Source organism: Embleya sp. NPDC050154, from assembly GCF_044460165.1.
Taxonomy (GTDB): Bacteria; Actinomycetota; Actinomycetes; order Streptomycetales; family Streptomycetaceae; genus Embleya.
In genome coordinates, this window is record NZ_JBITJP010000012.1 from 280,466 (window position 1) to 305,383 (window position 24,918).

At 70.3% G+C, this 24,918-nt stretch carries 19 protein-coding genes; 12 read left to right on the forward strand and 7 right to left on the reverse strand.

All coding sequences use genetic code 11. The features are described 5' to 3' along the window. Window positions 1–166 precede the first annotated feature (166 nt). Both ACIBSV_RS26050 and ACIBSV_RS26055 read right to left on the reverse strand, forming a co-directional pair. Entirely contained in the window at window positions 167–2,362 is a 2,196-nt protein-coding gene (locus ACIBSV_RS26050; protein ID WP_395867040.1) for an acetate--CoA ligase family protein, read from the reverse strand. 210 nt (window positions 2,363–2,572) lie between these two features. Then, on the reverse strand, window positions 2,573–4,090 hold the full coding sequence (locus ACIBSV_RS26055; protein WP_395866982.1) for a class I adenylate-forming enzyme family protein: 1,518 nt from the start codon (window positions 4,088–4,090) through the stop codon (window positions 2,573–2,575). 216 nt (window positions 4,091–4,306) lie between these two features. On the opposite strand from ACIBSV_RS26055, the gene ACIBSV_RS26060 reads away from it, so the two are divergent. After that, the gene (locus ACIBSV_RS26060; RefSeq protein ID WP_395866984.1) at window positions 4,307–5,485 is read left to right on the forward strand and encodes an acyl-CoA dehydrogenase family protein; all 1,179 of its coding nucleotides are present in this window, start codon (window positions 4,307–4,309) and stop codon (window positions 5,483–5,485) included. Between the two features lie 155 nt (window positions 5,486–5,640). Here the strand turns inward: ACIBSV_RS26060 and ACIBSV_RS26065 are convergent, their stop codons facing one another. Further along, entirely contained in the window at window positions 5,641–6,291 is a 651-nt protein-coding gene (locus ACIBSV_RS26065) for a TetR/AcrR family transcriptional regulator (protein ID WP_395866986.1), read from the reverse strand. Between the two features lie 4 nt (window positions 6,292–6,295). Next, complete coding sequence (locus ACIBSV_RS26070; protein WP_395866987.1) at window positions 6,296–7,099, reverse strand: SDR family oxidoreductase; 804 nt, start codon at window positions 7,097–7,099, stop codon at window positions 6,296–6,298. Window positions 7,100–7,315: 216 nt separating this feature from the next. Between ACIBSV_RS26070 and ACIBSV_RS26075 the strand changes: the two genes are divergently transcribed. From ACIBSV_RS26075 to ACIBSV_RS26095, 5 genes are all read left to right on the forward strand, one after another. Beyond that, entirely contained in the window at window positions 7,316–8,074 is a 759-nt protein-coding gene (locus ACIBSV_RS26075) for an enoyl-CoA hydratase family protein (protein WP_355533169.1), read from the forward strand. A gap of 104 nt (window positions 8,075–8,178) precedes the next feature. Then, on the forward strand, window positions 8,179–9,048 hold the full coding sequence (locus ACIBSV_RS26080; RefSeq protein ID WP_395866989.1) for a CoA transferase subunit A: 870 nt from the start codon (window positions 8,179–8,181) through the stop codon (window positions 9,046–9,048). Further along, window positions 9,045–9,818, forward strand: coding sequence for a CoA-transferase subunit beta (locus ACIBSV_RS26085; protein ID WP_395866991.1), 774 nt, complete (start codon window positions 9,045–9,047; stop codon window positions 9,816–9,818). The genes ACIBSV_RS26080 and ACIBSV_RS26085 overlap by 4 nt, the downstream gene beginning before the upstream one ends. Continuing rightward, complete coding sequence (locus tag ACIBSV_RS26090; protein WP_395866993.1) at window positions 9,815–10,906, forward strand: NAD(P)H-dependent flavin oxidoreductase; 1,092 nt, start codon at window positions 9,815–9,817, stop codon at window positions 10,904–10,906. Before ACIBSV_RS26085 ends, ACIBSV_RS26090 begins: the two co-directional genes overlap by 4 nt. 193 nt (window positions 10,907–11,099) lie before the next feature. After that, window positions 11,100–13,301 carry an MMPL family transporter gene (locus ACIBSV_RS26095; protein ID WP_395866995.1) on the forward strand — a complete coding sequence of 734 codons (2,202 nt, stop codon included), beginning with the start codon at window positions 11,100–11,102 and terminating at the stop codon, window positions 13,299–13,301. 149 nt (window positions 13,302–13,450) lie between these two features. Here the strand turns inward: ACIBSV_RS26095 and ACIBSV_RS26100 are convergent, their stop codons facing one another. Further along, on the reverse strand, window positions 13,451–14,617 hold the full coding sequence (locus tag ACIBSV_RS26100; RefSeq protein WP_395866997.1) for an acetyl-CoA C-acetyltransferase: 1,167 nt from the start codon (window positions 14,615–14,617) through the stop codon (window positions 13,451–13,453). A 215-nt stretch (window positions 14,618–14,832) separates the two neighbouring features. Between ACIBSV_RS26100 and ACIBSV_RS26105 the strand changes: the two genes are divergently transcribed. Together ACIBSV_RS26105 and ACIBSV_RS26110 are read left to right on the forward strand one after the other, a co-directional pair. Then, window positions 14,833–15,975 (forward strand): acyl-CoA dehydrogenase family protein, encoded by a 1,143-nt coding sequence (locus ACIBSV_RS26105; RefSeq protein WP_395866999.1) that lies wholly within the window; start codon window positions 14,833–14,835, stop codon window positions 15,973–15,975. A 13-nt stretch (window positions 15,976–15,988) separates the two neighbouring features. Beyond that, window positions 15,989–17,017 carry an acyl-CoA dehydrogenase family protein gene (locus ACIBSV_RS26110; protein WP_395867000.1) on the forward strand — a complete coding sequence of 343 codons (1,029 nt, stop codon included), beginning with the start codon at window positions 15,989–15,991 and terminating at the stop codon, window positions 17,015–17,017. Between the two features lie 166 nt (window positions 17,018–17,183). On the opposite strand, the gene ACIBSV_RS26115 is transcribed toward ACIBSV_RS26110, so the two are convergent. Further along, entirely contained in the window at window positions 17,184–17,960 is a 777-nt protein-coding gene (locus ACIBSV_RS26115; RefSeq protein WP_395867002.1) for an enoyl-CoA hydratase/isomerase family protein, read from the reverse strand. A gap of 135 nt (window positions 17,961–18,095) precedes the next feature. Here ACIBSV_RS26115 and ACIBSV_RS26120 point away from each other — a divergent pair, with 135 nt between their 5' ends. Further along, a complete protein-coding gene (locus tag ACIBSV_RS26120) occupies window positions 18,096–19,727 on the forward strand; it encodes a FadD3 family acyl-CoA ligase (protein WP_395867004.1) in 1,632 nt (543 codons plus the stop codon). Window positions 19,728–20,144: 417 nt separating this feature from the next. Here the strand turns inward: ACIBSV_RS26120 and ACIBSV_RS26125 are convergent, their stop codons facing one another. After that, entirely contained in the window at window positions 20,145–20,984 is an 840-nt protein-coding gene (locus ACIBSV_RS26125; protein ID WP_395867006.1) for an enoyl-CoA hydratase/isomerase family protein, read from the reverse strand. A 117-nt stretch (window positions 20,985–21,101) separates the two neighbouring features. On the opposite strand from ACIBSV_RS26125, the gene ACIBSV_RS26130 reads away from it, so the two are divergent. The 3 genes from ACIBSV_RS26130 (at window position 21,102) to ACIBSV_RS26140 (ending at window position 24,864) form a co-directional block, all read left to right on the forward strand. Continuing rightward, window positions 21,102–22,049, forward strand: coding sequence for a TIGR03619 family F420-dependent LLM class oxidoreductase (locus tag ACIBSV_RS26130; RefSeq protein ID WP_395867007.1), 948 nt, complete (start codon window positions 21,102–21,104; stop codon window positions 22,047–22,049). A gap of 86 nt (window positions 22,050–22,135) precedes the next feature. Then, window positions 22,136–22,924: a glucose 1-dehydrogenase gene (locus ACIBSV_RS26135; protein WP_395867009.1), complete on the forward strand. Its 789-nt coding sequence runs from the start codon at window positions 22,136–22,138 to the stop codon at window positions 22,922–22,924. 164 nt (window positions 22,925–23,088) lie between these two features. Then, window positions 23,089–24,864, forward strand: coding sequence for an amidohydrolase family protein (locus tag ACIBSV_RS26140; RefSeq protein ID WP_395867042.1), 1,776 nt, complete (start codon window positions 23,089–23,091; stop codon window positions 24,862–24,864). Window positions 24,865–24,918: the final 54 nt, after the last annotated feature.

Sequence of the window (24,918 nt, forward strand, 5' to 3'; positions counted from 1 at the left end):
TGTTGGGCTTGCGGGGGCGGGGGGGTTTGGGGGTTGGGGGGGCGTTGGGGGGGGTGGGGGGGGGGGCGCCCCCCCCCCGGGGGGGGGGGGCCCCCCCCGGGGGGGGGCGCCCCCCCCCGACCCTCGGGCGGGGGGCGCCGCGTCGCAAAGCCCGGCCCGCAGGGTCCTAGCGGGCCACCGCGAGGGCGTCCAAGGCGACCGTGCCGCCGCCCCTGGGCATCACCATCAGCGGGTTGATGTCCAACTCGGCGAGTTCGCCGCCCAGTTCGAGCGCCATGCGCTGTACCCGCATGACCACGTCGACGAGTGCGTCCAGATCGGCGGGGGGCTGGCCGCGCATGCCCTGGAGACACTTGAGGCCGCGTAGTTCACCGAGCATGCGCTTGACCTCGTAGGCGCCGAAGGGCGGCACGCCGATCGCGATGTCGTCGAAGACCTCGACGAAGATGCCGCCCAGCCCGACCGAGACGGTCGGGCCGAACAGGTCGTCGTGCGAGATGCCGACGACCATCTCGACACCCCGGTCGACCTGCTGGCAGACCAGGACGCCTTCGAGGCGGCCCGTGCCCGCCTCCTTGGCCGCGTCGGTGATCTCGCGGTACGCGTCCCGCACCTGGCTCGCCGAGCGCAGGCTCAGCTTGACCAGGCCCAGGTCGCTCTTGTGCGGCAACTGCGGGCCGCACGCCTTCATCACCACGGGGTAGCCGATCAGCCCGGCCGCGCGCACCGCGGCGGCGGCCGAGGTGACGAGCTGTTCGCGCGGCACCCGGATCCCGTACGTGCGCAACAACTGCTTCGCCGAGTGCTCGGACAGCGGCTTGCCGGACGACAGCAGCCGCTTGGCCTTCGCGGCGGCCGGCGACGCGGTGCGCGGGACGTCCTCGAACGGCGACGAGTACTGGGTGCGGAAGCGGTGGTAGTCGAAGTAGGCGCGCAACGCCCGCACACAGTTGCCGAAGGTGCGGAAGACCACCACCTTGTTCGACTTGAGCAGGATCTCGCGGTAGGCGTCCTCGTCGGCCACCGGCGAACCCCAGACCACGCAGACCACCTTGTCGGTCGCCTCCGCCGCGTCCACGAGGTCCTGTGCGAGGCGGTCGCTCATCGGCGGGAACGCGCCGGTGATCGGACACACCAGCACGCCGATCGAGGGGTCGGCCAGGATCGTGTCGATGATCTTGCGGCCACGCTCGTCGCCCGCCGGGTGCCCGCCGTTGTCCACGGGGTTGGACACGGTCAGGTACGGCGGGATCCACGCGTGCAGCCGTTCCTGCGTGGAGCGGTCCAGCCGAGGCACCGACAGGCCCTCGGCGGCGGCGAGGTCGGCCATGTGCGCGCCGGTGCCGCCGGAGATCGAGTACACGCAGACCCCCTGCGCGAGCGGGGTCCGGGTGCGCGCGAAGAGTTGGGACGTGTCGATCAACTCGTCGAGGCCGTCGACCCGGGTGACCCCGTACTGCCGGAACACCGCCGAGGCGGTGCGGTCGCCGCCGGTCAGCTTGCCGGTGTGCGACTGGGCCATCCGCGCGCCGGTCTCGGTCCGTCCGACCTTGACCACCACCACCGGTACGCCCTGACGGGCCGCGTGGTCGGCCGCCAGCGCGAAGGTGCGGCCGTCCTTGAACCCCTCGACGTACGCGGCGATCACGCCTACCTCCTCCTGGTCGGAGAAGTGCCGGATGAAGTCCGCGATCTCCAGGTCGGCCTCGTTGCCGACCGGGGCCCAGTGGGACACCCGGATGCCGATGTCCTGCGCCGCGAAGACCGGTCGGCCCTGGTGGCCGCTCTGGGTGATCAGCGCGATCGAGGGACCCTCCAGGTCGGTGCGGAACTCCTCGAACGCGTTGAGGTTGGTGTTCGGCCCCAACAGGCGCAGCGAGCCGCCCGAGGTGAGCTGGGCGAGCCTGGCCTGCGCCTCGGCCCCGGCGGCACCCGCCTCGGCGAAGCCGGACGCGAACACGACCGCGAATCCCACGCCGGCGCCCGCCAGTTGCTCGAGTACCTCGGCTGGGTCGCCGACCAAAACGACGGCCAGATCGACCGGTTCGGGGACGGCCGAGATGTCCGCGTGGCACGGTCGGCCGGCGATGCGCTCGTGCTTGGGGTTCACCGGGAACAATCGTGCGCCCACCCGGTCGGCCCACGCGGTCAGTTGCGCGGTGATCCGGGCACCGGGCCGGCCCTCGGTGTCCGAGGCGCCGATCACCGCCACCGTGCGTGGTCGGAAGAAGCGGTCCAGGTCTGCGGGGCGGAGCGCGAGTGGTCGGCCGGTCACGTCGAGTTCGGCCGACGGATCCGCGTTCACGGTGACGCTGGTTCGAGTGTGCCCCGGGAAGTGGTGTCCTCTGCTGTCGTGAAGCATCATCGCGCCCGTCCCTTTTTCGATCTTTCGTCGCCGCCAGATCCGATCGACACTGGAATCGAGCTGACGGTTAGTCAGTTAGCTTGCTGATGGGACGTCAGGGCTGTCCACTGTCTCACCGGCCCGGTCCCGACGCATCTGTCCGATCACCTGGACATTTGCTGACTTGGTCAAACATGTTGCGGATATCTGCTGGTCATCGCGCGGTTACTAAACGTCCCCGAAGGACTTCTCGCGTTCCGTCAGGGATCTGCGGTCCACTTTGTCCATCCCGGTCAGTGGCAGCGCCGGCACGATGCGGATCGCCTCGGGGAGCTTGTGGGCGGACAATCGTGAGGCCGCGAACTCTCGCAACGCGGCCAGTGACGGCTCGGATGCGGCACGTGACACCACGACCGCGACGCCGATCTCGCCCATCACCCGACTGGGCCGCGGCACCACCGCCACGGAGGCCACGTCGGGATGGTCGAGCAGTACCGCCTCCACCTCCTGCGGATACACGTTGTATCCGCCGCGGATGTACATCTCGGTCATCCGCCCGGTGATCCGCAGGCAGCCGGCCTCGTCGATCCGGCCGAGATCGCCGGTCCGCAGCCGACCGTCGCCGTCGAGGGCGGCGGCACTCGCCCGCGGGTCGCGCCAGTAGCCCGCCATCACGGCGGGCGAGCGCAGGCAGATCTGTCCTTCCTCGCCGGCCGGCAGGACGGTGCCGGTCCGCGGGTCGCGGATCTCCAACTCGGTGCCCGGTCGGGGGCGGCCGACCGTGAACAACGCCTCGGAGTCGGGGGCGTCGAACGCGGTGAGCGTGCCGAGCCCGCCGGATTCGGTGGACGAGTAGCGAATCGAGTAGCCCGCCCCGAACCGGGTCCGGGCCTCGTGCACGAGCGGGGCGGGGGACGGCCCGCCGCCGACGATCAGACCGCGTACGTGGGTGAGGTCGTAGCGGTCGAACTCGGGACGGCCGAGCAGGAGGGAGACCTGCGCGGCCACGCCGCCGAGGTAGGGGATCTTTTCCCTGGCGACCAGGCGCAACGCGTCCTGGGCCCGCCAGCGGCCGAGCAGGTGCAGGGTCGCGCCCATCTTGAGGTAGCCGGCCAACTTGGTCATGAAGCCGACGTGCGGCAGGCCGGTGGCGACCAGTTGCGGGCCGCCCTCGCCCCAGCGGTCGCCGGTGTCCATCGCGGTGATCGCGGCGATCTGGCGGGAGGTGAACAGCGCGCCCTTGGGCGTGCCCGTGGTGCCCGAGGTGAACACGACCGTCTCGGGCAGGTCCGGCTCCCGGTCCCCGGTCACCGGCGGCGCGGGCGGGATTTCGTCGAGCCGAAGGTCGGCCCAGACACCGTGCGCGTCGGCCGCCGGTACGCAGCGGACGAGTTCGGGGCCGGCCGGGACGCCCTCGGCCAGGTCCTCGGTGACCAGCACCAGGTCCGGCGCGGCCCGCTCCAGGATCGCGGCGCGCTCGGCGGGGGTGTAGCGCGGGCCCACCCCGGTGGTGATCGCGCCGAGTCGGGCCAGCGCCGTGTAGGCGACCACGTACTCGAGCCCGGACGGGAGCACGAGCGCGACCAGATGACCCGGCCGCACGCCGCGCCGGGCCAGTCCGGCGGCGACCTGGTCGGTCACCGCGTCCAGCCCCGCGTAGGTGAACCCGCTTCCGCCGTGCACGAGGGCCCGCCGCTCGGGAAAGCGTCGGGCGGCCTCGTGAAGCACCTGGGCGAGAACGGTCACAACGGGTCCCTTCGGCCTGCGCGCGAAGTAGTCGGCGTGGGGATGGTGTATGCCACACAACACGACACGCCCGGGGTAACGCGACGTTTCAGAGGTGTGACGAAAGCAATGTTCTAAAGGTATGACGGTGTGTCAGATACTGGTGCTCGCGGGCTGCCGGATCGTCAATGGAGCCGACCGGAACTCGGGCCGGGCAACCGTCCCGACCCGCACGACATGAGTGCCAAGGAGTTGCGGTACGTGGACGTCGAGTTCAGCGATGAGCAGCAGGAGATCCGCAGAGCACTCCGGGACGTGTTCGACAAGCACAGCGACTCGCCCGCAGTGCGGGCCGTGATGGCCACCGAGACGGGCTACGACGCCACGGTGTGGCGGCGCGTGTGCGAACAGACCGGGTTGGCCGGTCTCGCGATTCCGGAGGAGTACGGCGGGGTCGGCTTCGGCTTCACCGAGTTGGTGGTGGCCCTGGAAGAGATGGGCCGCTCGCTTTTCCCCTCACCGTTCCTGGCGTCGTCGGTGCTGACGGCGTACGCACTCACGCACGCGGGCGACGAGGCCGCGCGGGCGGAGTACCTGCCGGGGATCGCGGCGGGCGTCACGCTCGGCGCGCTGGCGCTGGCCGAGCCGGGGCGGCGGGATGTACGCGCGGTGGAGACGGTCGCGCGGGCGGACGGTGACGGGTGGCGCCTGGACGGCGTCAAGACGCACGTGATCGACGGGCTGATCGCGGATCTGATCGTGGTGGTGGCACGGGTCGAGGGCGGGGGCGCTCCGAACCAGGGCGGCGACCTCGCGCTGTTCACCGTGGACAGGGACGCCGCGGGGCTGACCCGGGCGGCGCTGCCGACCCTGGACCAGACCCGCAAGCAGGCCCGGCTGACCTTCGTGGACACCCCCGCCCGGCTGCTGGGCACTTCCGGGGCCGACGCGGCGCTGGAGCGGGTGCTGGCGCTCGCCGAGATCGCGGTGGCGGCCGAGGCGGTCGGTGGCGCCGCGCGGTGCCTGGAGGCGACCGTCGAGTACACCAAGGGGCGCGTGCAGTTCGGCCGGCCGATCGGCTCGTTCCAGGCGATCAAGCACCGCTGCGCGGACCTGTACGTCGAGGTGGAGACGGCCCGTTCGGCGCTGTACTACGCGGCGTGGGCGGCCTGCGAGGCGGAGGCGGCGGGGCTCGCGTCGCCCGGCGAACTGTCGGTGATGGCACCGCTGGCGATGACGACGGCGACCGCCGCGTACCGGCATGTCGCCGAGGAGATGATCCAACTGCACGGCGGCGTCGGCTTCACCTGGGAGTACGACTGCCACCTGTACCTGAAGCGGGCCATCACGTCCGCGCACCTGTTCGGTGACCGGGGCGCGCAGCGGGAGCGGATCGCGGAACTCGCGGGAATCTAGGCGCGGGCCGGCCTGCGGCCTGGTGTCCGCAAACGCCGGACGGGCTTGACATGTGTACCCGAACGCCGGACGGGCTGATAATCAGCCCGTCCGGCGTTTGAGGGCAACACGGCCGAAGGCCGGGGCGTTCGTCGGGCTCCCGCTCGCCGACAGGCTTAACGCGTCGGGGGCTTCTTCCCCGTGACGCCCATGTAGACCAGCGTGGACAGCGCCGGACGGACGTCCTTCATCTTGATGTTCCAGGATTCGAAGCCCTTCTGGTGCCCGGCCACCGCCGCGAGCATCGCGACGAGGGTGCCCGCCATGGCGTTCGGGTGCACGTCGTCGCCGACCTTGCCCTTGGCCTGCATGTTCTCGATGGCCTCGGTCAGCGAACCGGTGACCGCCGTCAGGATCTTCTGGCGCACCTTGTAGAAGCGCTTGTCGCCCTCGGCCGAGGCCAGGTCGACGACGCGAAGGATCGGCTCGTAGTCCCGCCAGAAGTCGAGGAATCCGTCGGCCAGGGCCTCGGCGGCGGCGAAGCCGCCCTTGCCGGCCCAGTTCTGGTCCTCGGCGAGAGTCTTCAGACGCTGGCCGTCCTTGGCCATGTCGTTCGCGATCTCGAGGATCGCACTCTCGACGTCCTGAAAGTACTGGTAGAAGGTGGCGGGAGAGGTGCCTGCCATACGGGCGACGTCGATGACCTTGACGTCCCGGTACGGAGACGTGTCGAGCATCTCGCGGAGGCAGTCGAGCAGCTTTTGCCGCGTCGCCTGTCCGCGTCGCCCGGCGACGCGGCCGTCGACGGTGCGAACTTGTCCTGTCATGCCGTCAGTTTACGGGCGCATGATCGGTTTCGCTGTCCGCCGCACGGAGGAAAGCGGGCATTTCCCCGCCGCCGTGCATGAGCAGTTCGGCTCCGCTGACGTACCGTGACATCGGCGACGCGAGGAACAGACAAACGTCCGCGACGTCCGACGGATCCGCCATCCGACCGAGCGGAATCGTGTCCGCGACGCGCTGCACGCCCGCCTCGTCCCCGTAGTGCAGGTGGGCCTGTTCGGTCCGGACCAGGCCCACGATCACCGAGTTGATTCGGATCTTGGGAGCCCACTCGACGGCGAGCGAGCGGGTGAGCGAATTCATCCCGGCCTTCGCCGCGCCGTAGGCCGCGGTGCCCGGTGAAGGACGCACGCCGCTCACGCTGGAGATGTTCACGATCACCCCGCCGGTTTCTTGACGGTGCATCAAGCGGTGGGCTGCTTGGGCGAAATAGAGCGGACCGAGCAGATTCAGCTCGATGATCGCCTTGGAGAACCGGGGCGACGCGGTGGCCGCGTCGGTCTGCGGCGCGCCACCCGCGTTGTTCACCAGCACATCCAGTCGACCGAAGCGCTCCTCGACGAACTGCACTGCGGCGAAGGCCGTGTCGGGGTCGCGCACGTCGGCGGGGGTGTACGCGGCGGTGCGTCCGCCGGAGCCGGGCAGGGTCTCCGGTTCGCGTCGCGAGCAGACCACGACGTCGGCGCCGGCGGCCAGGAAGCGCTCGCTGATGCCCCGTCCGATCCCCTTGCCGCCACCGGTGACGAGAACGACGCGTCCGCTCATGTCGAGCGGGTTGGGGGAGGACGTCATGGCCTGCTCCTGACGGGCTGCGGTGTCGTGGGCGCCACGCTCGGTCCGTCTGGCGTGGGTCGCTCGGGGTCAACTATGGTGGCAGAAATCTGACGATCAGTCAGATCGGGTGGTGATGTGCCTCTCACGACCGGACGGCCGCGTCGGCCGCACCCGCCGGTACACGGGTACGTGATCAGCCGATCCGACACACGCGGCCGAATGGATCTGGTTGCCATGGCTATCCGTTACGAGGTGCGTGAGGGCATCGCCGAGGTGGTGCTGGACGCACCCCCCGTCAACGCGCTCACCGTCGCCGGCTGGTTCGAGCTCGCGGACCGACTCCGCGACGCGAGCCGCGACCCGCAGGTCCGGGCCGTGGTGCTCCGGGCCGAAGGGCGCGGCTTCAACGCCGGCGTCGACATCAAGGAAATGTCGAACACCGAGGGCTTCGACGCGCTGGTCGCGGCCAACAAGGGCTGCTTCGACGCGTTCGCGGCCGTGTACGACTGCGAGGTGCCCGTGATCGCGGCGGTGCACGGCTTCTGCGTGGGCGGCGGGATCGGGCTGGTCGGCAACGCGGACATCATCGTCGCGTCGCACGACGCGTTCTTCGGCCTGCCCGAGGTGGACCGGGGCGCGCTCGGCGCGGCCACCCACCTGGCCCGTCTGGTCCCGCAGCACCGGATGCGACAGATGGTGTACACGTCCGAGAACGCCCCCGCGGCGGAACTGCACGCGTACGGCTCGATCTACAAGCTGGTCGACCGGGACAAGCTGGTCGAGACCGCGTTCGAGGTGGCTCGGGCCATCGCCGCGAAGAGCCCGACCGTCATCCGCGCCGCGAAGGCGTCGCTGAACGGCATCGACCCGGTCGACGTCAAGCGCTCGTACCGCTACGAGCAGGGCTTCACGTTCGAACTGAACCTGACCGGTGTGTCGGACGAACTGCGCGACGCCTTCACCGAGGGTCGCGAAGCCGATACCTCCAAGTGACCGCCACGAGCCCTTGCCGGGGGTCCGGGGGTCGTCCCCCGGGCGAGCACGGTACCGAGGGTCGCGAAGCGGACACCTCGAAGTAGATACGGGAGCAACCATCCATGGCTGACAAGCGCATGACGCCCGATCAGGTCGTCGCACAGCTCTCCGACGGGATGACCGTCGGCATCGGCGGCTGGGGCTCGCGGCGCAAGCCGATGGCCCTGGTCCGGGCCATCCTGCGGTCCGACCTCAAGGACCTGACCGTCGTCTCCTACGGCGGTCCCGACGTGGGCCTGCTGGCCCGCGCGGGCAAGGCGAGCAAGCTCGTCTACGCGTTCGTGTCGCTCGACTCGATCCCGCTGGAGCCCAACTTCCGCCACGTCCGGGAGAACGGCCTGGTCGAAGCGGTCGAATACGACGAGGGCATGTTCCTCACCGGCCTGCGCGCCGCTGCCCAGCGGCTGCCGTTCCTGCCCACCCGGGCGGGCCTGGGCTCGGACATCCTGAAGGTCTCGCCGCACCTGAGGACGATCGAATCGCCGTACGGCGACGAGACGTTGGTCGCGATGCCCGCGCTGAACCTGGACGTCGCGCTGATCCACGCGAACGTCGCCGACGAGCGCGGCAACGCCGCGCTGACCGGCCCCGACCAGTTCATGGACGACCTGTTCTGCCTCGCGGCCGACAAGGCGTACGTCTCGGCCGAGCGCGTGGTGCCCAGCGAGGAGCTGCTCAAGGCGGCCGGCTGTGTGCACACGCTGACCGTGCACCGCTACATGACGCACGGTGTGGTCGAGGCGCCGAACGGCGCGCACTTCACCGAGTGTCCGCCGGAGTACGGCCGGGACGAGGCGTTCCAGAAGGCCTACGTCACCGCTGCCGCCGACCCGGAGGCGTGGGCCGCGTTCGAGCGGCGATTCCTCGAGGTGGAGAACGAAGCGGCATATCAGGCCGCCGTCGCGGAGTTCAAGAAGGAGACGGCCAAGTGAGCACCGAGACCCTGACCGAGGCCACCCGGGCCGACGTGTGCGTCGCGGCCGTCGCGGACTGCTTCCGCGGCGACGGCGAGATCATCGGCAGCCCGATGGGCGCCGTGCCCACGATCGGCGCCCGGTTGGCCCGCGCGACGTTCGAGCCGGACCTGATGCTCTCCAACGGCGAGTCGTACTTCTTCGAGGGCGACGCCCGACTGGGCGCCACGCCGGACGAGTTCGCCGTCGTCGGCTGGATTCCCTACCGCCAGGTGCTGGACGTGCTCGCCTCGGGTCGGCGGCACGTGATGATGGGCCCGGTGCAGATCGACCGGCACGGAAACGCCAACATCTCCGCGATCGGCGACTGGGCCAAGCCCAAGCGCCAGGTGCTCGGGTCGCGCGGCGGGCCGGGCAACACGATCAACCACACCACCAGCTACTGGATCCCCAAGCACTCGGCGCGCGTGCTCACGCCGAAGGTGGACATGGTCTCCTGCGTCGGCTACGACCGGGCCGCCGAGGTGGGCTCCGCCGGGCGCTTCCACGAGGTCCGACGGGTCGTCACGAACCTGTGCGTGCTCGACTTCGAGACCGACGCGAAGGTCATGCGGCTGCGCTCGGTGCACCCCGGCGTCAGCGTCGATGAGGTCGTCGAGGCGACCGGCTTCGAGTTGGTGATCCCGAGCGAGGTGCCCACCTCGCGGGTGCCCACGAACGAGGAACTGCGGATCGTGCGAGACGTGCTCGACCCGCGCGGGATGCGGACGCGCGAGGTGCCGGCGTGAGCGCCGCGGCCGGCCCGCACCCGGCGTTGCGCAACGCGTTCACCGAGAAGTTCGGCGTCGACTTCCCCATCGTGCAGACCGGCATGGGGTACGTGTCCTACCCGCAACTGGTCGCGGCCACCGCCGAGGCGGGCGGGTTGGGCATCCTGGCGTCGGCCACGATGACCTACGAGGAACTGGTCGCGGCGATCGCGGCGGTCAAGAAGAGCACCGCGAAGTCGTTCGCGGTCAACCTGCGCGCGGACGCGCCGGACGCGGCCGAGCGGATCGACCTGATGGGCCGTGAGGGCGTCAAGGTCGCCTCGTTCGCACAGGCCCCGAAGAAGGACCTGATCAAGCGGGCGCACGATCTGGGCATGCTGGTGGTGCCCTCGATCGGCGCCAAGCGGCACGCGCAGAAGGTCGCCGAGTGGGGCGTCGACGGCGTGATCGTGCAGGGCGGCGAGGGCGGCGGGCACACCGGCTCGATCCCGACCACGCTGCTGCTGCCGCAGGTCACCGACGTCCTGCGGGGCAGCGACGTCACCGTGATCGCGGCGGGCGGCTTCTTCGACGGGCGCGGCCTGGTCGCCGCCCTGGCGTACGGCGCGGACGCGATCGCGATGGGCACCCGCTTCCTGCTCACCTCGGACAGCCCGGTGGGGCACGCGGTCAAGGACGTCTACCTGGCCACCGACGTCAACGGCACGATCGTGTCCAAGGAGGTCGACGGCGTCCCGCACCGGGTGCTGGCGACCGACTTCGTCAAGCGGCTCGAACAGCGCTCGGTGCTCGCCCGCTATCCGCGCTCGATCGCCAACGCGGTGCGCTTCCAAAAGCTCAGCGGGACCAGGCTCACCGACATGGTCCGCGAGGGCCTGGCGATGAAGAAGTCGCAAGGGCTGAGCTGGCCGCAGGTGTTGATGGCGGCGAACACGCCGATGTTGCTCAAGGCCGCGATGGTGGACGGCCGTCCGGACCTGGGCGTGATGGCCTCGGGCCAGGTGGTCGGCGTGATCGAGGACCTGCCCTCGTGCGCCGAACTGATCACCCGGATCGTCGAGCAGGCGAGCGGGATCCTGCACGACCTGGAGTCCACCCGGGTCTGACCGCCCTCCCGCGAACGCCGGCATCGCCCCACCCGGGCGGTGCCGGCGTCGTATTCGCACGGTGTCCGCGCCCACCCGGGGGTGGGTCTGGACCCACCCCGGATCGGGGCCCCGGCGCAGTGTTCCGCGAGCGTCCCGCCGACAGACTCGAACTGTCAGCGGGACACGCAGTGGAACACGAGGGGACCTGACAATGGCCAAGCAGCCGGCGACCGTTCGCGTCGCACGATGGAGCGCCACCCACCCGTGGCGGGCGATCACCATGTGGATCGCATTCGTCGCCATCTGCCTGGTCGTCGGGGGCATGGCGGGTACCGAGAAGACCACCGACGCGGACATGGGCAACGGCCAGTCCGGCCGGGCCGACGAGATCTCCCGGCAGTACGGCCTCGACGCCGCCGCGAGCGAGAATGTGCTGATCACCGCGAAGAACGGCACGCTGGACCGGGCCGCGGCCGACAAGGTCGCCGCCGAGGTCACCGCGAAGCTGCGGGCGCTGCCCGAGGTCGCCGACGTCGCCGCGCCGATCCCGGCCGAGAACGGGCGCGCGCTGCTGGTCCCGCTCACCATGAAGGGGTCGGCGGACAAGGCCCAGGACCACATCGACCCGTTGCTCAAGGCGACCGCGAGCGTCCAGAAGGCGCACCCGGACCTGCGGGTCGAGGAGATCGGCGACGCGTCGATCGGCAAGGGCATCCAGGACCAGATCGGCAAGGACCTCGGCCAGGCCGAACTGTTCAGCCTGCCGGTGACGCTGGTCATCCTGATGGTCGCGTTCGGCGCGATGATCGCCGCCGCGGTGCCGGTGCTGCTGGCCATCTCCGCGGTCGGCGCCTCGATCGGCCTGTACGGCCTCGCCTCCTCGGTCTTCCCCGACTCGGGCACCGTCTCCAGCGTGATCATGATGATGGGCATGGCGGTCGGCGTCGACTACTCGCTCTTCTACGTCAAGCGTGAGCGGGAGGAGCGGGCCAAGGGCCGCGGCCGGATCGACGCGATCGAGATCGCCGCCGCCACCTCCGGGCACGCCGTGGTGGTCTCCGCGATCGCGGTGGCCGTCTCGATGGCCGGCATGTACATCGCCGACGACGCGGTCTTCTCCAGCCTGGCCACCGGCGGGATCATCGTGGTCGCGGTCGCCATGATCGGTTCGCTCACCGTGCTGCCCGCGCTGCTGGCCAAGCTGGGCAACCGGATCGACCGGCCGCGGATCCCGATCCTGTGGCGGCTGACCGCCCGTGAGGACCGCGAGCCGCGCGTATGGAAGGCGCTGCTGCGTCCCGCGCTGAACCACCCCGCCATCACCCTCGCGGTGTCGGTGATCGCCCTGGGCGCGCTGGCCCTGCCGGCCTTCGGGATGAAGCTGCAGAACACCTCCAGCGACGACTTCCCGCGCTCGATGGCCACGATGCAGACCTACGACCGGATGACCGAGGCGTACCCGAGCAAGCACAGCCCGTACAACCTGGTCGCGCTGGCTCCGGTCGGCAAGGAGAAGGAGACCCGCGCCGCGCTGGACCGGGCGGTCGCGCAGACCCGGAACAACCCGCTGTTCACCCAGGACCCGGTCGAGGTGCTGGTCTCGAAGGACGGGCGCGCGTTCAAGGTGGACGTGACCGTGCCGCACATCTCCAGCTCGACGCAGGCCAAGGCGGCGCTGAAGCAACTGCGCGAGAGCGTGCTGCCGAACACCGTCGGCAAGGTTTCCGGCGCGGAGTTCGCGGTCTCCGGCGAGACGGCCGCGAACAAGGACTTCGCCGACCACGTGCAGGACAAGCTGCCGTTGGTGATCGCGTTCGTGCTGCTGCTGACCTTCGTGATGATGTCGGTGACGTTCCGCTCGGTGGTCGTGGCGCTCACCGCGATCGGGATCAACCTGCTCTCCGCGCTGGCCTCGTTCGGCTTCCTGGTCGTGGTCTTCCAGCACACCTGGGCCGAGGGGATCCTGGACTTCAACTCCAGCGGCGCGATCATCTCCTGGCTGCCGTTGTTCCTGTTCGTTATGCTCTTCGGCCTGTCGATGGACTACCACGTCTTCGTGGTCAGCCGGATCCGTGAGGCGGCCATGCAGGGCATGTCCACCAAGGCCGCGGTCGAGAGGGGCATCACCAGCTCGGCCGGCGTGATCACCAGCGCGGCGATCGTGATGGTCTCGGTGTTCGTGGTCTTCGGCACGCTGAGCATGCTGGACATGAAGCAGATGGGCATCGGCCTGGCCGCCGCGGTCCTGATCGACGCGATCGTGGTCCGCATCGTGATCCTGCCCTCGCTGATGACCCTGCTGGGCCGGGCCAACTGGTGGCCCAGCCGCATCCCCCGGGTCCATGCCCCGCAGCACGCGGCGCCGCAGCACCCGGCCGAGTACGAGCCGCACCCGTACCAGCGGCAGATCTGATCCGGCGCGACCCCACGAACGCCGAAGGGCGCGAGCACCGAATCCGGTGCTCGCGCCCTTCGGCGTTTCGCGTTTCGCGTGTCGCGCGAGCCCACGCTTCGCGTGTCGCGCGAGCCCACGCTTCGCGTGTCGCGCGAGCCGACGCCGGGTCAGCCCAGGCGTTCGATGATCATGGCGTTGGCCTGGCCGCCGCCCTCGCACATGGTCTGCAGGCCGTAGCGGCCGCCGGTGCGCTCCAAGTGGTGCAGGAGCGTGGTCATCAGGCGGGCGCCGGTGGCGCCGAGCGGGTGGCCCAGGGCGATGGCGCCGCCGTTGGGGTTGACCTTCTCGTGCGGGGCCTTGATGTCCTTCATCCAGGACAGCACGACCGGGGCGAACGCCTCGTTGATCTCGACCGCGTCGATGTCGTCGATGCCCAGGCCGGACTTGGCGAACGCGTACTCGGTGGCCGGGATGGGCGCGGAGAGCATCTCGATCGGGGACGCGCCGCGCACGCTCATGTGGTGGACCCGGGCGCGCGGGGTGAGACCGTACCGCTTCAGCGCGCCCTCGGAGACGATCAGCAGTGCCGCCGCACCGTCGGAGATCTGCGACGCGACGGCGGCGGTCATCCGGCCGCCCTCCATCAGCACCTTCAGCTCCGCCATCTTCTCCAAGGTGGTGCCCCGGCGCGGCGGCTCGTCGACCGAGACCAGCGTGCCGTCCACGTCGATCGGCGCGATCTCGCGCTCGAAGAAGCCGCTGTCGATCGCGTGCAGGGCGCGCTCGTGCGACGCGAGCGCGAAGCGCTCCATTTCCTCGCGAGAGATGTCCCACCGCTTCGCGATCAGCTCGGCGCCGTAAAACTGGTCCACCGGCTCGTCGCCGTAGCGCGCCACCCAGCCCTTGGAACCGGAGAACGGGTCCGAGAAGCCGAGCGGCACGGCCGAGGTCATCGCCGAGCCGATCGGGATCTGGTTCATGTTCTGCACGCCACCGGCGATCACCACGTCCTGCGTCCCGGACATCACACCCTGGGCCGCGAAGTGGATCGCCTGCTGCGAGGAGCCGCACTGTCGGTCGATGGTGACCCCGGGCACCGCCTCGCTGTAGCCCGCCGCGAGCCACGCGGTGCGCGCGATGTCGCCCGCCTGCGGGCCGATCGTGTCGACACAGCCGAACACCACGTCCTCGACCACGTCCGGGTCGATCCCGCTGCGCTCGACCAGCGCCTTGATCGCGTGCGCGCCCAGGTCGGCCGGGTGCACCCCGGCCAGGCTGCCCTTCTTGCGGCCGACCGGCGTACGGACCGCGTCGACGATGTATGCCTCGGCCACTGGGGCCCCCTTGATCCTCGTGTGTTCGGCCGGCGATTCGCGCTCGCACTCCGGTGGGCCGAAAAGCCCGCCCGCGTGTCCGATCGCACGCCGCTTACGGTGTCGCCACACCGCGTGCAACAGCTAACCTGACGACCCGTCAGTTATGCTACCCGTGTCCGACCGGGTTTCGACCTGTGTGTCCTCGGTCTCACACCCGTCGAGGGAGTCGCCCAGTGGATCTCGAATTCACCGAGCAGGAGCAGGAGTTCCGCCGGGAGGTGCGCGCATGGCTGGCCGCCAACGTGCCCGCCGAGCCACTGCCGTCGATGGACACGCGGGAGGGCTTCACGGCCCACCAGGCGTGGGAGCGCAAGCTCTTCGACGCGCGCTGGGCGGTGGTGTCCTGGCCGAAGGAGTACGGCGGGCGCGAGGCCGGCCTGACCGAATGGCTGATCTTCGAGGAGGAGTACTACCGCGCGGGCGCCCCCGGCCGGGTCAGCCAGAACGGCATCTTCCTGTTCGCGCCGACCGTCTTCGAGTTCGGCAGCAAGGAGCAGCAGGACCGCTACCTGCCGAAGATGGCCTCCGGTGAGGAGATCTGGGTCCAGGGCTGGTCCGAGCCGGAGGCCGGCTCCGACCTGGCCAACGTGCGCTCGCGCGCCGACCGGGACGACGAGCGCGGCGGGTGGCTGCTGAACGGGCAGAAGATCTGGAGCTCGCGGGGCACCTACGGACACCGCCTGTTCGGCCTGTTCCGCACCGATCCCGACGCGCAGCGCCACCGCGGCCTGACCTACTTCATGGTCGACCTCGCCGCCGAGGGCGTGACCGTGCGGCCGATCCCGCAACTGGACGGGGAGCCCGGCTTCGCCGAGGTCTTCCTGGACAACGTCTTCGTGCCCGACGCAGACGTGCTCGGCGGGGTGAACGAGGGCTGGAAGATCATGATCGCCACCACCGGCAGCGAGCGCGGGCTCAACCTGCGCAGCCCGGGCCGCTTCGTGGCACCGGCGAACCGGCTGCTGGACCTGTACCGGCGGGACCCGCGCCCGGCCGAGCGGGACGCGGTGGTGCGCGCGTGGATGGACGCCGAGGCGTACCGGCTGTTCACCTTCGGCACCGTCACCAAGCTTCAGGCGGGCGGCGCGATCGGCGCGGACTCCTCGATCAACAAGGTCTTCTGGTCCGAGATGGACGTCGAGCTGCACGCGACCGCGCTGCGCCTGCTCGGCGAGGCGGGCGAACTGGACGACGGCGACGGCGGCTGGTTGGACGGCTTCCTGTTCGCGCTCGGCGGGCCGATCTACGCCGGCACCAACGAGATCCAGCGGAACACGATCGCCGAACGCATCCTCGGCCTGCCCCGAGCGAAGTAGAAGGATTCCGACGATGCGCCTCGCATACACCGAAGACCAGGAACTGTTCCGCGACACGGTCCGCGAATTCCTCGCCGACCGGTGCACCACCGCACACGTACGCGCCGCGTGGGACGCCGACAGCGCGATCTCCGAGCGCTGGGCCGAACTCGCCAAGGTCGGCGTGACCGGCATCGTGGTCCCCGAGGAGTACGACGGCCTGGGCATGGGCGACGAGGAACTCGCCGCCGTGCTGGTCGAGACCGGCTACGCGGCGCTACCCGAACCGCTGCTCGAATCGGCGGTCGCGGTCGGCCTGCTCGCCGAGTTCGCCCCCGACGCCGGATGGTTGGCGAAGATCGCCGCGGGGCAGGCCACCGCGTCGGTGCTGCTGCCGGGGCAGCGGCTCGCGGTCGAGGCGGCGGCGGCCGACCTGCTGGTGATCGGGCTGGACAACGGCGAGCTGCACGTGGTCGAGCCGGGCGACTGCGAACTCACCGCACAACGCTCGGTCGACCGCAGCCGCAAGCTCCACACCGTCGGTTTCCGGCCGACCGACCAGACTCTGGTGGCCTCCGATGCCCACCGGGCGCTGGCCCGTGCGGCGAACCGCGGTGCGCTCGGCGCGGCGGCACAACTGCTCGGCCTGACCCGACGGATGCTGGACATGACGGTGGACTACGCCAAGCAGCGGGTCCAGCGCGGCGTGCTGATCGGCACCCACCAGTCGGTCCAGCACCACCTGGCCAACGTGCTGATCAGGCTGGAGTTCGCCCGCCCGGTGGTGCTGCGCGCGGCCTACTCGCTCGCTCGCGACCTGCCCTCGGCGGACCGCGACGTGTCGATGGCGAAGATCTACGCGAGCGAGGCGGCCGACCTCGCGGCCCGCAACTGCCTCCAGGTGCACGGCGCGATCGGCTACACCGAGGAGCACGACCTCCAGCTCTTCATGAAGCGCGCGTGGGCCCTGTGCAGCGCGTGGGGCGACACGGGCGCACACCGCGACCGGGTCGCGACGGACCTGCTGGGGGCGTCACCGGCCCCGACCACGCCCACCTTCTGAGCCGCACGACCTTCCGACCCGCGACCTTCCGACCCGCGGCCTTCCGGCCCCGGCCTTTCGAGCACCCCGGCCCTTCGAGCCCCACAGCCCGACGACGCAACAGGGCGGCCGTCGTCCGGCCGAGCCCCCGATCCGCGCGAGCGGGTCGGGGGGCCTCGGCACGCCCTCAGCGGATCCGGTACTCCTTGCTCCGGGTCTGGAACAGGCCGGCCTGCTCGGACCAGTCCAGGTTGCCCAGTTCGATCATGTGCGGGGCCATGGTGAGCGCCTGTGCGCGGGTCAGGTCGCGGGCGGCCCAGATCGAGCGGACCGAGCCCTGTACGCCGTGCGGCGGGTAGGAGGCGATCGTCTCGGCGGCCCAGCGCGCGGTGTCCAGGAGCTCGGCTGCGGGCACCACCTGCGACACCAGCCCGGTCTCATAGGCGCGTTTGGCGCTCATCCGCTCCGCGTTGCCCAGCAGGGTGAGCCGCATGACCTCGCCCAGCGGCATGCGCTGGGCCAGGTGCATGGACTCGAATCCGGAGACCATGCCGTACGTGGTGTGCGGGTCGAAGAAGGTCGCCTCCTCCGCCGCGATCACGAACTCGCACTCGCCGAGCAGGTAGAACGCGCCGCCGCAGGCCATCCCGTTGACCGCGATGATGACCGGCTTCCACAGGTCGGAGAACTTCGGCCCGATCCTGAGCATCGGGTCGTCCATCATGTACGGCGACGACGGCTGTGGGATGTCCACGCCCCGGTCGATGCCGGTACAGAACGCCTTGTCGCCCGCGCCGGTGAGCACCACGCAGCGCACGTCGTCGTCGTGGCGCAGCTCACGCCACACGGTGTGCAGCTCGTCGATCATCGTGACGTCGAACGCGTTGTGCCGGTCCGGGCGGTTCAACGTCACCCACGCGACGCCGTTCTCCTGCTCGTAGCCCAGCGTCTCGAACTTGCGCATGCCTCAGCCCTCAATCATCGGTGACCACCACGTCGCGGTGGTCTGCGTCTCGATCGCCGTGATGCCGCTTCCCTCGCCGCCATGATCTGACGTACCGTCAGGTTCAATCAACCTCTGGCCTCACCGGGAGCGATCATGCAAGGGGACCTTGAGTGGGGGAGCATCCCTGCCCTCGTGGACAGCGCGGCGGACCGCTTCGGTGACCGTGAGGCCGTGGTGGACGGCAATGTACGGGTCGACTACGTCGAACTGCGGGACCGCGTCCGGCGTGCCGCGGCGGCGGTCGTCGCGGCGGGCGTGGACAAGGGCGACCGGGTCGGCATCTGGGCGCCGAACTCGCTGGACTGGATCGTGTCCGCGCTCGGCGCGTTGACCGCGGGCGCGGTCGTGGTGCCGATGAACACCCGGTACAAGGGTGCCGAGGCCAAGTTCGTGCTGGCCAAGACGCACGCCAAGCTGCTGTTCGTCTCGGGCACCTTCCTCGGCTCGTCCTACGTCGGGATGCTCCGTCAGGCGGCCGGCGGCGCGGCCGAGGGCCGGGCCTTCGCGGACCTGCCCGAGCTGAGCCGGGTGGTCGTGCTCGCGGACACCGCGCCGGACGACTGCGTCGCGTGGGCGGACTTCCTGGCCGGCGGCGAGCGGATCACCGCCGCCGAGGTGGACGCCCGCAAGGCGAGCGTCGGCGCGGACGACATCGGCGACATCATCTTCACCTCCGGCACCACCGGGCAGCCCAAGGGTGTGATGACCACCCAGGCGCAGACGCTGCGCGTGTTCGACACGTGGGCGTCGGTGGTCGGTGTCACCGAGGGCGACCGGTATCTCATCGTCAGCCCGTTCTTCCACACCTTCGGGTACAAGGCCGGGATCATCGCGAGCCTGATCAAGGGCGCCACGATGCTCCCGCAGGCGGTCTTCGACCTGGACGCCACGATGGCGGTGATCCAGCAGGAGAAGGTCACCGTGCTGCCGGGCGCGCCGACGATCTACACGTCGCTCCTGGACGCGGTGGCGCGCGAGGGGACGGGCAAGTACGACCTGTCCTCGCTGCGTCTGGCGGTCACCGGCGCGGCGGCGGTGCCGCTGTCCCTGGTCACCCGGATGGCCGAGGAACTGGGCTTCGACTCGGTGCTCACCGCGTACGGGCTGACCGAGTCGTGCGGTACGGCCACCATGTGCCGGCAGGGCGACTCGGCCGAGGTCATCTCGTCCACGTCCGGGCGGGCCATCCCCGGGGTCGAGGTGGTCACCGTGGACGCGGACGGGAAGCCGACCGCCGTCGGCGAGTCCGGCGAGGTGTGGGTGCGCGGTTACAACGTGATGAAGGGCTACTTCGAGGACCCGGAGGAGACCGCCAAGGCGATCGACGCGGACGGCTGGCTGCACACGGGCGACGTGGGCGTGCTGGACGAGCACGGCAACCTGCGGATCACCGACCGGATCAAGGACATGTTCATCGTCGGCGGCTTTAACGCCTACCCGGCGGAGATCGAGTCGGTGCTCGCGGGGCATCCGGCGATCTCGGAGGCCGCGGTGGTGGGCGTTCCGGACGCGCGGATGGGTGAGGTGGGCAAGGCGTACCTGCTGCTGCGGCCGGGGGCGGAGGTCACGGCCGAGGAGGTCATCGCGTTCTGCCGGCAGGAGATGGCGAACTACAAGGTGCCTCGGGCGGTCGAGTTCGTCACCGAGTTGCCGCGGAATCCGGGCGGGAAGGTGTTGAAGTTCGAGCTTCGGGCGCGGGCTGCGGAGGAGGCGGTTCGCCGCTGACGCGGGGTGGGGGTTTGGCCTCATGTGCCGGCCGGCTGCTTGGCCTCATGCGCCGGCCGGGCTGGGGTGACCTGGCCTCCGGCCTAGGTGGCCTCAAGCGCCGGCCGGGCTGTTTGGCCTCAAGCGCCGGCCGGGCTGTTTGGCCTCATGCGCCGGCCGGGCTGTTTGGCCTCATGCGCCGGCCGGGCTGTTTGGCCTCAAGCGCCGGCCGGGCTACTTGGCCTCAAGCGCCGGCCGGGCTGATTGGGTCGGCTGAGTTGGTCGGGTCGAGTTGCGCCGGCCGACTTGGTTGGGTCGAGTTGTGCCGGCTTGCCTGGTCTGGCCGACTTGGGCGGGTCGAGTTGATCGGGTCGGGGCGGCTGTGCTGTGTTGGGTGGGTTGCTTGGGGTTGGGGGCGGTCGGGGTTTTTGGGTGGGTTTATTTGCCTTCGAATTCGGCTGGTTTGCGGGCTGCCTTGGCTGCGTAGCCGGTTACCGAGTCTTCGGAGACCAGGGTCAGGGCCGCGGACATGGCCGTGAGGCCCAGGGCCGCGTCGAGGTTGGCGTCGGCGAAGGTGTCGATGCTGCGTTTGATGCCCTGGACGGCCAATGGGGCGTTGGCGGCTATCTCTTCGGCCAGGGTGCGGGCGGTGTGGTCCAGGTCCGCCACCGGGACCACCTCCTGGACCAGGTTCAGGCGTTCGGCCAGGGCGGCGTCGATGCGGCGGCCGGTCAGGGACAGGAGTTTGGCCCAGCCGGCGCCCGCCTCGCGGGCGATGCGGATGTCGCCGCCCGCGTCCACCGCGACACCGATCTGCGCCTCGGGCAGCGCGAACCGGGCGTCGTCGGCCGCGATCCGGATGTCCGCCATCAGCGCGAGTTCGAAGCCGAAGCCCAGGCAGTAGCCCTGGACGGCGGCGATCACCGGCTGCGGCAGCCGGGCGAAGGTGCGGAAGCGCTCGTGCACCCAGCGCAGGCCCTCGTAGTAGTTGCGGGTGCGTTCCGCGCCGGAGCGGCCGGTGATCGCACCGCCGGGCGCGGTCACGTCGATGCCCGCGCAGAACGCGCGCCCCTCGGCTCGGAGCAACACCACGCGGACCCGTTCGTCGAAGCGGATCCGGTCGGCCATGATGCCCAACTGTCGGGTCGCCTCCCAGCTCCACGCGTTGAGCTTGTCCGGTCGACACAACGTGAGCACCGCGATGCCGGTGTCCTCCTCGACATCGAGCCGCATCCGCACCTCGGCCTCGTCGATGCTCGGGTCGGTGGTGTTGATCACGGTCCGGTTCCTCCAGGAGCGGTACTTCGGCCTTGTCTGACGACCCGTTAGATCGGAGTATGTGACACGCGTTCGCCACAGTCCAACGATCTCCCTCGATCCCTCGGAGGCATTTTCATGGCCGCGATCCTGCCCCCGGGCACCCTGCACGTCGGCATGCAGCTGCCCATCCAGTCGCAGAGCAAGCTGTACGCGGAGGCATGGGAGGAGACCTCGGGGCCGGACGAGCTGGGTGAGATCGCACAGGCCTGCGATCGGGCCGGCTTCGCGTACATCGCGGTCTGCGACCACACCGCGATCCCGCGCAGCCACGCCGGTGCGATGGGCACCGAGTGGTGGGACACGATGACCACGCTCGGCTGGCTCGCGGGCATCACCGAGCGGATCCGGCTGATCAGTCACGTGTCGGTTCTCGCCTACCGGCATCCGATGATGTCCGCCAAGGCGTTCGCGACGCTGGACCGGATCTCCAAGGGTCGCGCGATCGTCGGCGCCGGCGCCGGTCACGTCGAGGCCGAGTTCGAGATGCTCGGGGTGGACTTCAAGACCCGGGGCAAGGCGCTCAACGAGGCACTGGAACTGCTCGACCTCGCGCTGCGGGACGAGTACGTGACCTTCTCGGGCGAGCGCTGGCAGGTCAGCGACATGGGCGCGCTGCCGCGTCCGGTGCAGACCCCGCGTCCGCCGATCTGGATCGGCGGCTCGGCCGGCGCCGCGCTCAAGCGGGTCGCCAAGTACGGCGACGGCTGGCTGCCGCAGGGCAGCCCGCGCGCGACGTACCCCGATCAGCTGGCCGAACTTCGGCGCTACCAGGAGGAGTTCGGCCGCGCGGACGAGCGACTGGACATCGGTGCGATCACCGAGCTCCTCTACGTGGGCGAAGCCGGCTGGGATGTCGGCGCGAACACCCTCACCGGCAGCCCGGACAAGCTCGCCGAGTCGCTGCGCTGGTACGGCGAGCAGGGCGCGAACCAGATCCAGGTGCGCTTCCGCAGCCGGGACCTGGCCGAGTTGCTCGACCAGATCGCCCGGTTCGCCGCCGAGGTCGCGCCGCACCTGTCCTGACCCCGCGTGCCGGCCTCGTCCCGCCGGCCCGACGCGCAGATGCTCTGACGTTCCATCAGTCTCGGTTCTCCGAAAGGAAGTTCGGTATGGGCAAGCTGGACGGCAGGGTGGTCCTGATCACCGGTGCGGCGCGCGGGCAGGGCGTGGTGGAGGCCCGCCTGTTCGCGGCCGAGGGCGCGCGGGTCGTACTCGCCGACATCCTCGACGAAGCGGGCGAGGCGGCGGCGAAGGAGATCGGCGACGCGGCCCGCTACGTACACCTGGACGTGTCGGACGAGGACGACTGGCAGCGCGCGGTGCACACCGCGGTCGACACGTTCGGCAGGCTCGACGGGCTGGTCAACAACGCCGGGATCCTGGCCTTCGACCCGATCGAGGAGATGTCCCGGGCGGCATACCTGCGGATCGTCGAGGTGAACCAGCTCGGCACGTTCCTGGGCATGAAGACCGCGCTCCCGGCGATCCGCGCGACGGATGGTCCGGGCACGATCGTGAACATCGCGTCCTATGCCGGGCTGGCCGGCATGGAGGGGCTGGTCGCGTACGCCTCGACCAAGGGCGCGGTGCTCGCGATGACCCGGGTGGCCGCGCTGGAGGCCGGACCGCGGATCCGGGTGAACGCGATCTGCCCGGGCGGCGTGCGCACGCCGATGACCAATCCGGCCGACATCGAGGGCCTGACCGCACCCACTCCGGCGCCGGGCGAGCCGGACCCGGTGAGTGAGGTGTTCGGCGGCATACCTCTGGCCCGAATCGGCGAGCCGGACGAGATCGCCTCCGCCGCGCTGTTCCTGACGAGCGCCGACAGCTCGTACATGACGGGCACCCACATCGTGGTCGACGGCGGGTGGATGGCGGGCGTGAAGCTCTTCTGAGCGGTTGCGGGAGGCCGTTGCGAGCCGCGCGGATCCACCGGTGGGATATGCCGCCAAGGCATGACTGTGGTGAGCCCCGTCTCATCCCGCGCCGGCCCCTGGCGACCTCGATTATCTGACGTACCATCAGTTTCGTGGGTGGGCGGGGTCGGGTATGCGCGGGCATGCGACCGGCCGCGTTCGCGGGCAACACCGAGGGCAGAAGGAGCTTCGCCATGCTGGACCACGTCATCACCGGAGCCACCGTCGTCGACGGGACGGGCGCGCCGTCCTTCCTCGGTGACGTGGGCATCAGGGACGGCCGGATCGTCGCGGTCACCCCCGCCGGCGGCATAACCGAAGAGGCCGCGAGCACCGAGAACGCCGAGGGTCTGATCCTGGCTCCCGGGTTCGTCGACCCGCACACCCACTACGACGCCCAGTTGCACTGGGACCCGTACGCCACGCCCTCGGTCAACCACGGCGTGACCACGATCATCGGCGGCAACTGCGGCTTCACGCTCGCGCCGCTCAAGGCCGAGGACGCCGACTACACCCGTCGGATGATGGCCAAGGTCGAGGGCATGGCGTTGCCCGCGCTGGAGAACGGCGTGGACTGGAGCTGGGAGACCTTCGCCCAGTACCTGGACAAGCTGGAGGGCAAGATCGCGGTGAACGCCGGCTTCATGGCCGGGCACTGCGCGATCCGCCGCTACGTGATGGGCGCCGACTCGGTCGGCAAGGAGGCCACGCCCGAGCAGGTCGCGGCGATGGTGACCGAACTGGGCAAGGCGATGGAGGCCGGCGCGCTCGGCTTCTCCACCGGCCAGTCCAACCACACCGACGGCGACGGCAACCCGGTTCCCTCGCGAGCCGCGACGCCGGCCGAGATCCTGGCGCTGTGCGAGGAGGTCGGCAAGCACGAGGGCACTCAGCTCGAGGTCATCGTCGCCGGCTGTCTGGACAAGTTCTCGGATGAGGAAATCGACCTGCTGGTCAAGATGACCACCACGGCCGGCCGGCCGATGAACTGGAACGTGCTCACCGTCGACGCCGCCGCGCCCGACCGCGCGCCGCGCCAGATCTACGCGTCGGAGAAGGCCAAGGAGGCCGGCGGGCGGATCGTCATCCTGACCATGCCGGTCCTGGTCCCGATGAACATGTCCTTCCTGACCTACTGCGCGCTCAACCTGATCCCGGGCTGGGGCCCGATCCTGTCCCTGCCGGTGCCCGAGCGGATCGCCAAGCTGCGCGACCCCGAGGTGCGCGCGGAGATGCTGCGCAACGCGGACAGCCCCGAGGCGGGCGTCTTCCGCCGGCTCGCCGACTTCGGCCGCTACGTGATCGGCGACACCTACTCCGAGGCGAACGAGGGCCTGTCCGGCCGGGTGGTCGCGGACATCGCCAAGGAGCGCGGCCAGGACGACTTCTGGACGCTCGTCGAGATCTGCATCAACGACGACCTGCGTACGGTGTTGTGGCCGATGCCCACCGACAACGACCAGGCCTCATGGGACCTGCGGCAGCAGGTGTGGGACAACGAGCACGTGATCCTGGGCGGTTCGGACGCCGGCGCGCACCTGGACCGGATGTGCGGCGCCACCTACACCACGCGCTTCCTGGGCGACATGCTGCGCGGCCGCAAGCTGGTCTCGCTGGAGCGCGCGGTGCAGATGCTCACCACAGAGCCCGCCGAGCTGTTCGGCCTCAAGGACCGGGGTCGGATCGCCGAGGGCTTCCACGCCGACCTGGTCCTGTTCGACCCGGCAACCGTCGGCTCCGGGCCGGCCCGGCTGATGCACGACCTGCCCGGTGACAGCCCCCGACTGACCAGCGAGTCGACCGGCGTGGTCAGCGTCCGGGTCAATGGCGTGGAGACCATCCGCGACGGCGAGACCACCGGTGCCGCCAACGGCACACTGCTGCGCTCCGGCAAGGACACGGTCACCGTCTCGGTCTGACCCGTCGAGAACTCGGCGGCGTGCGGGGGTCCTCCCGTACGCCGCCGCTCCATG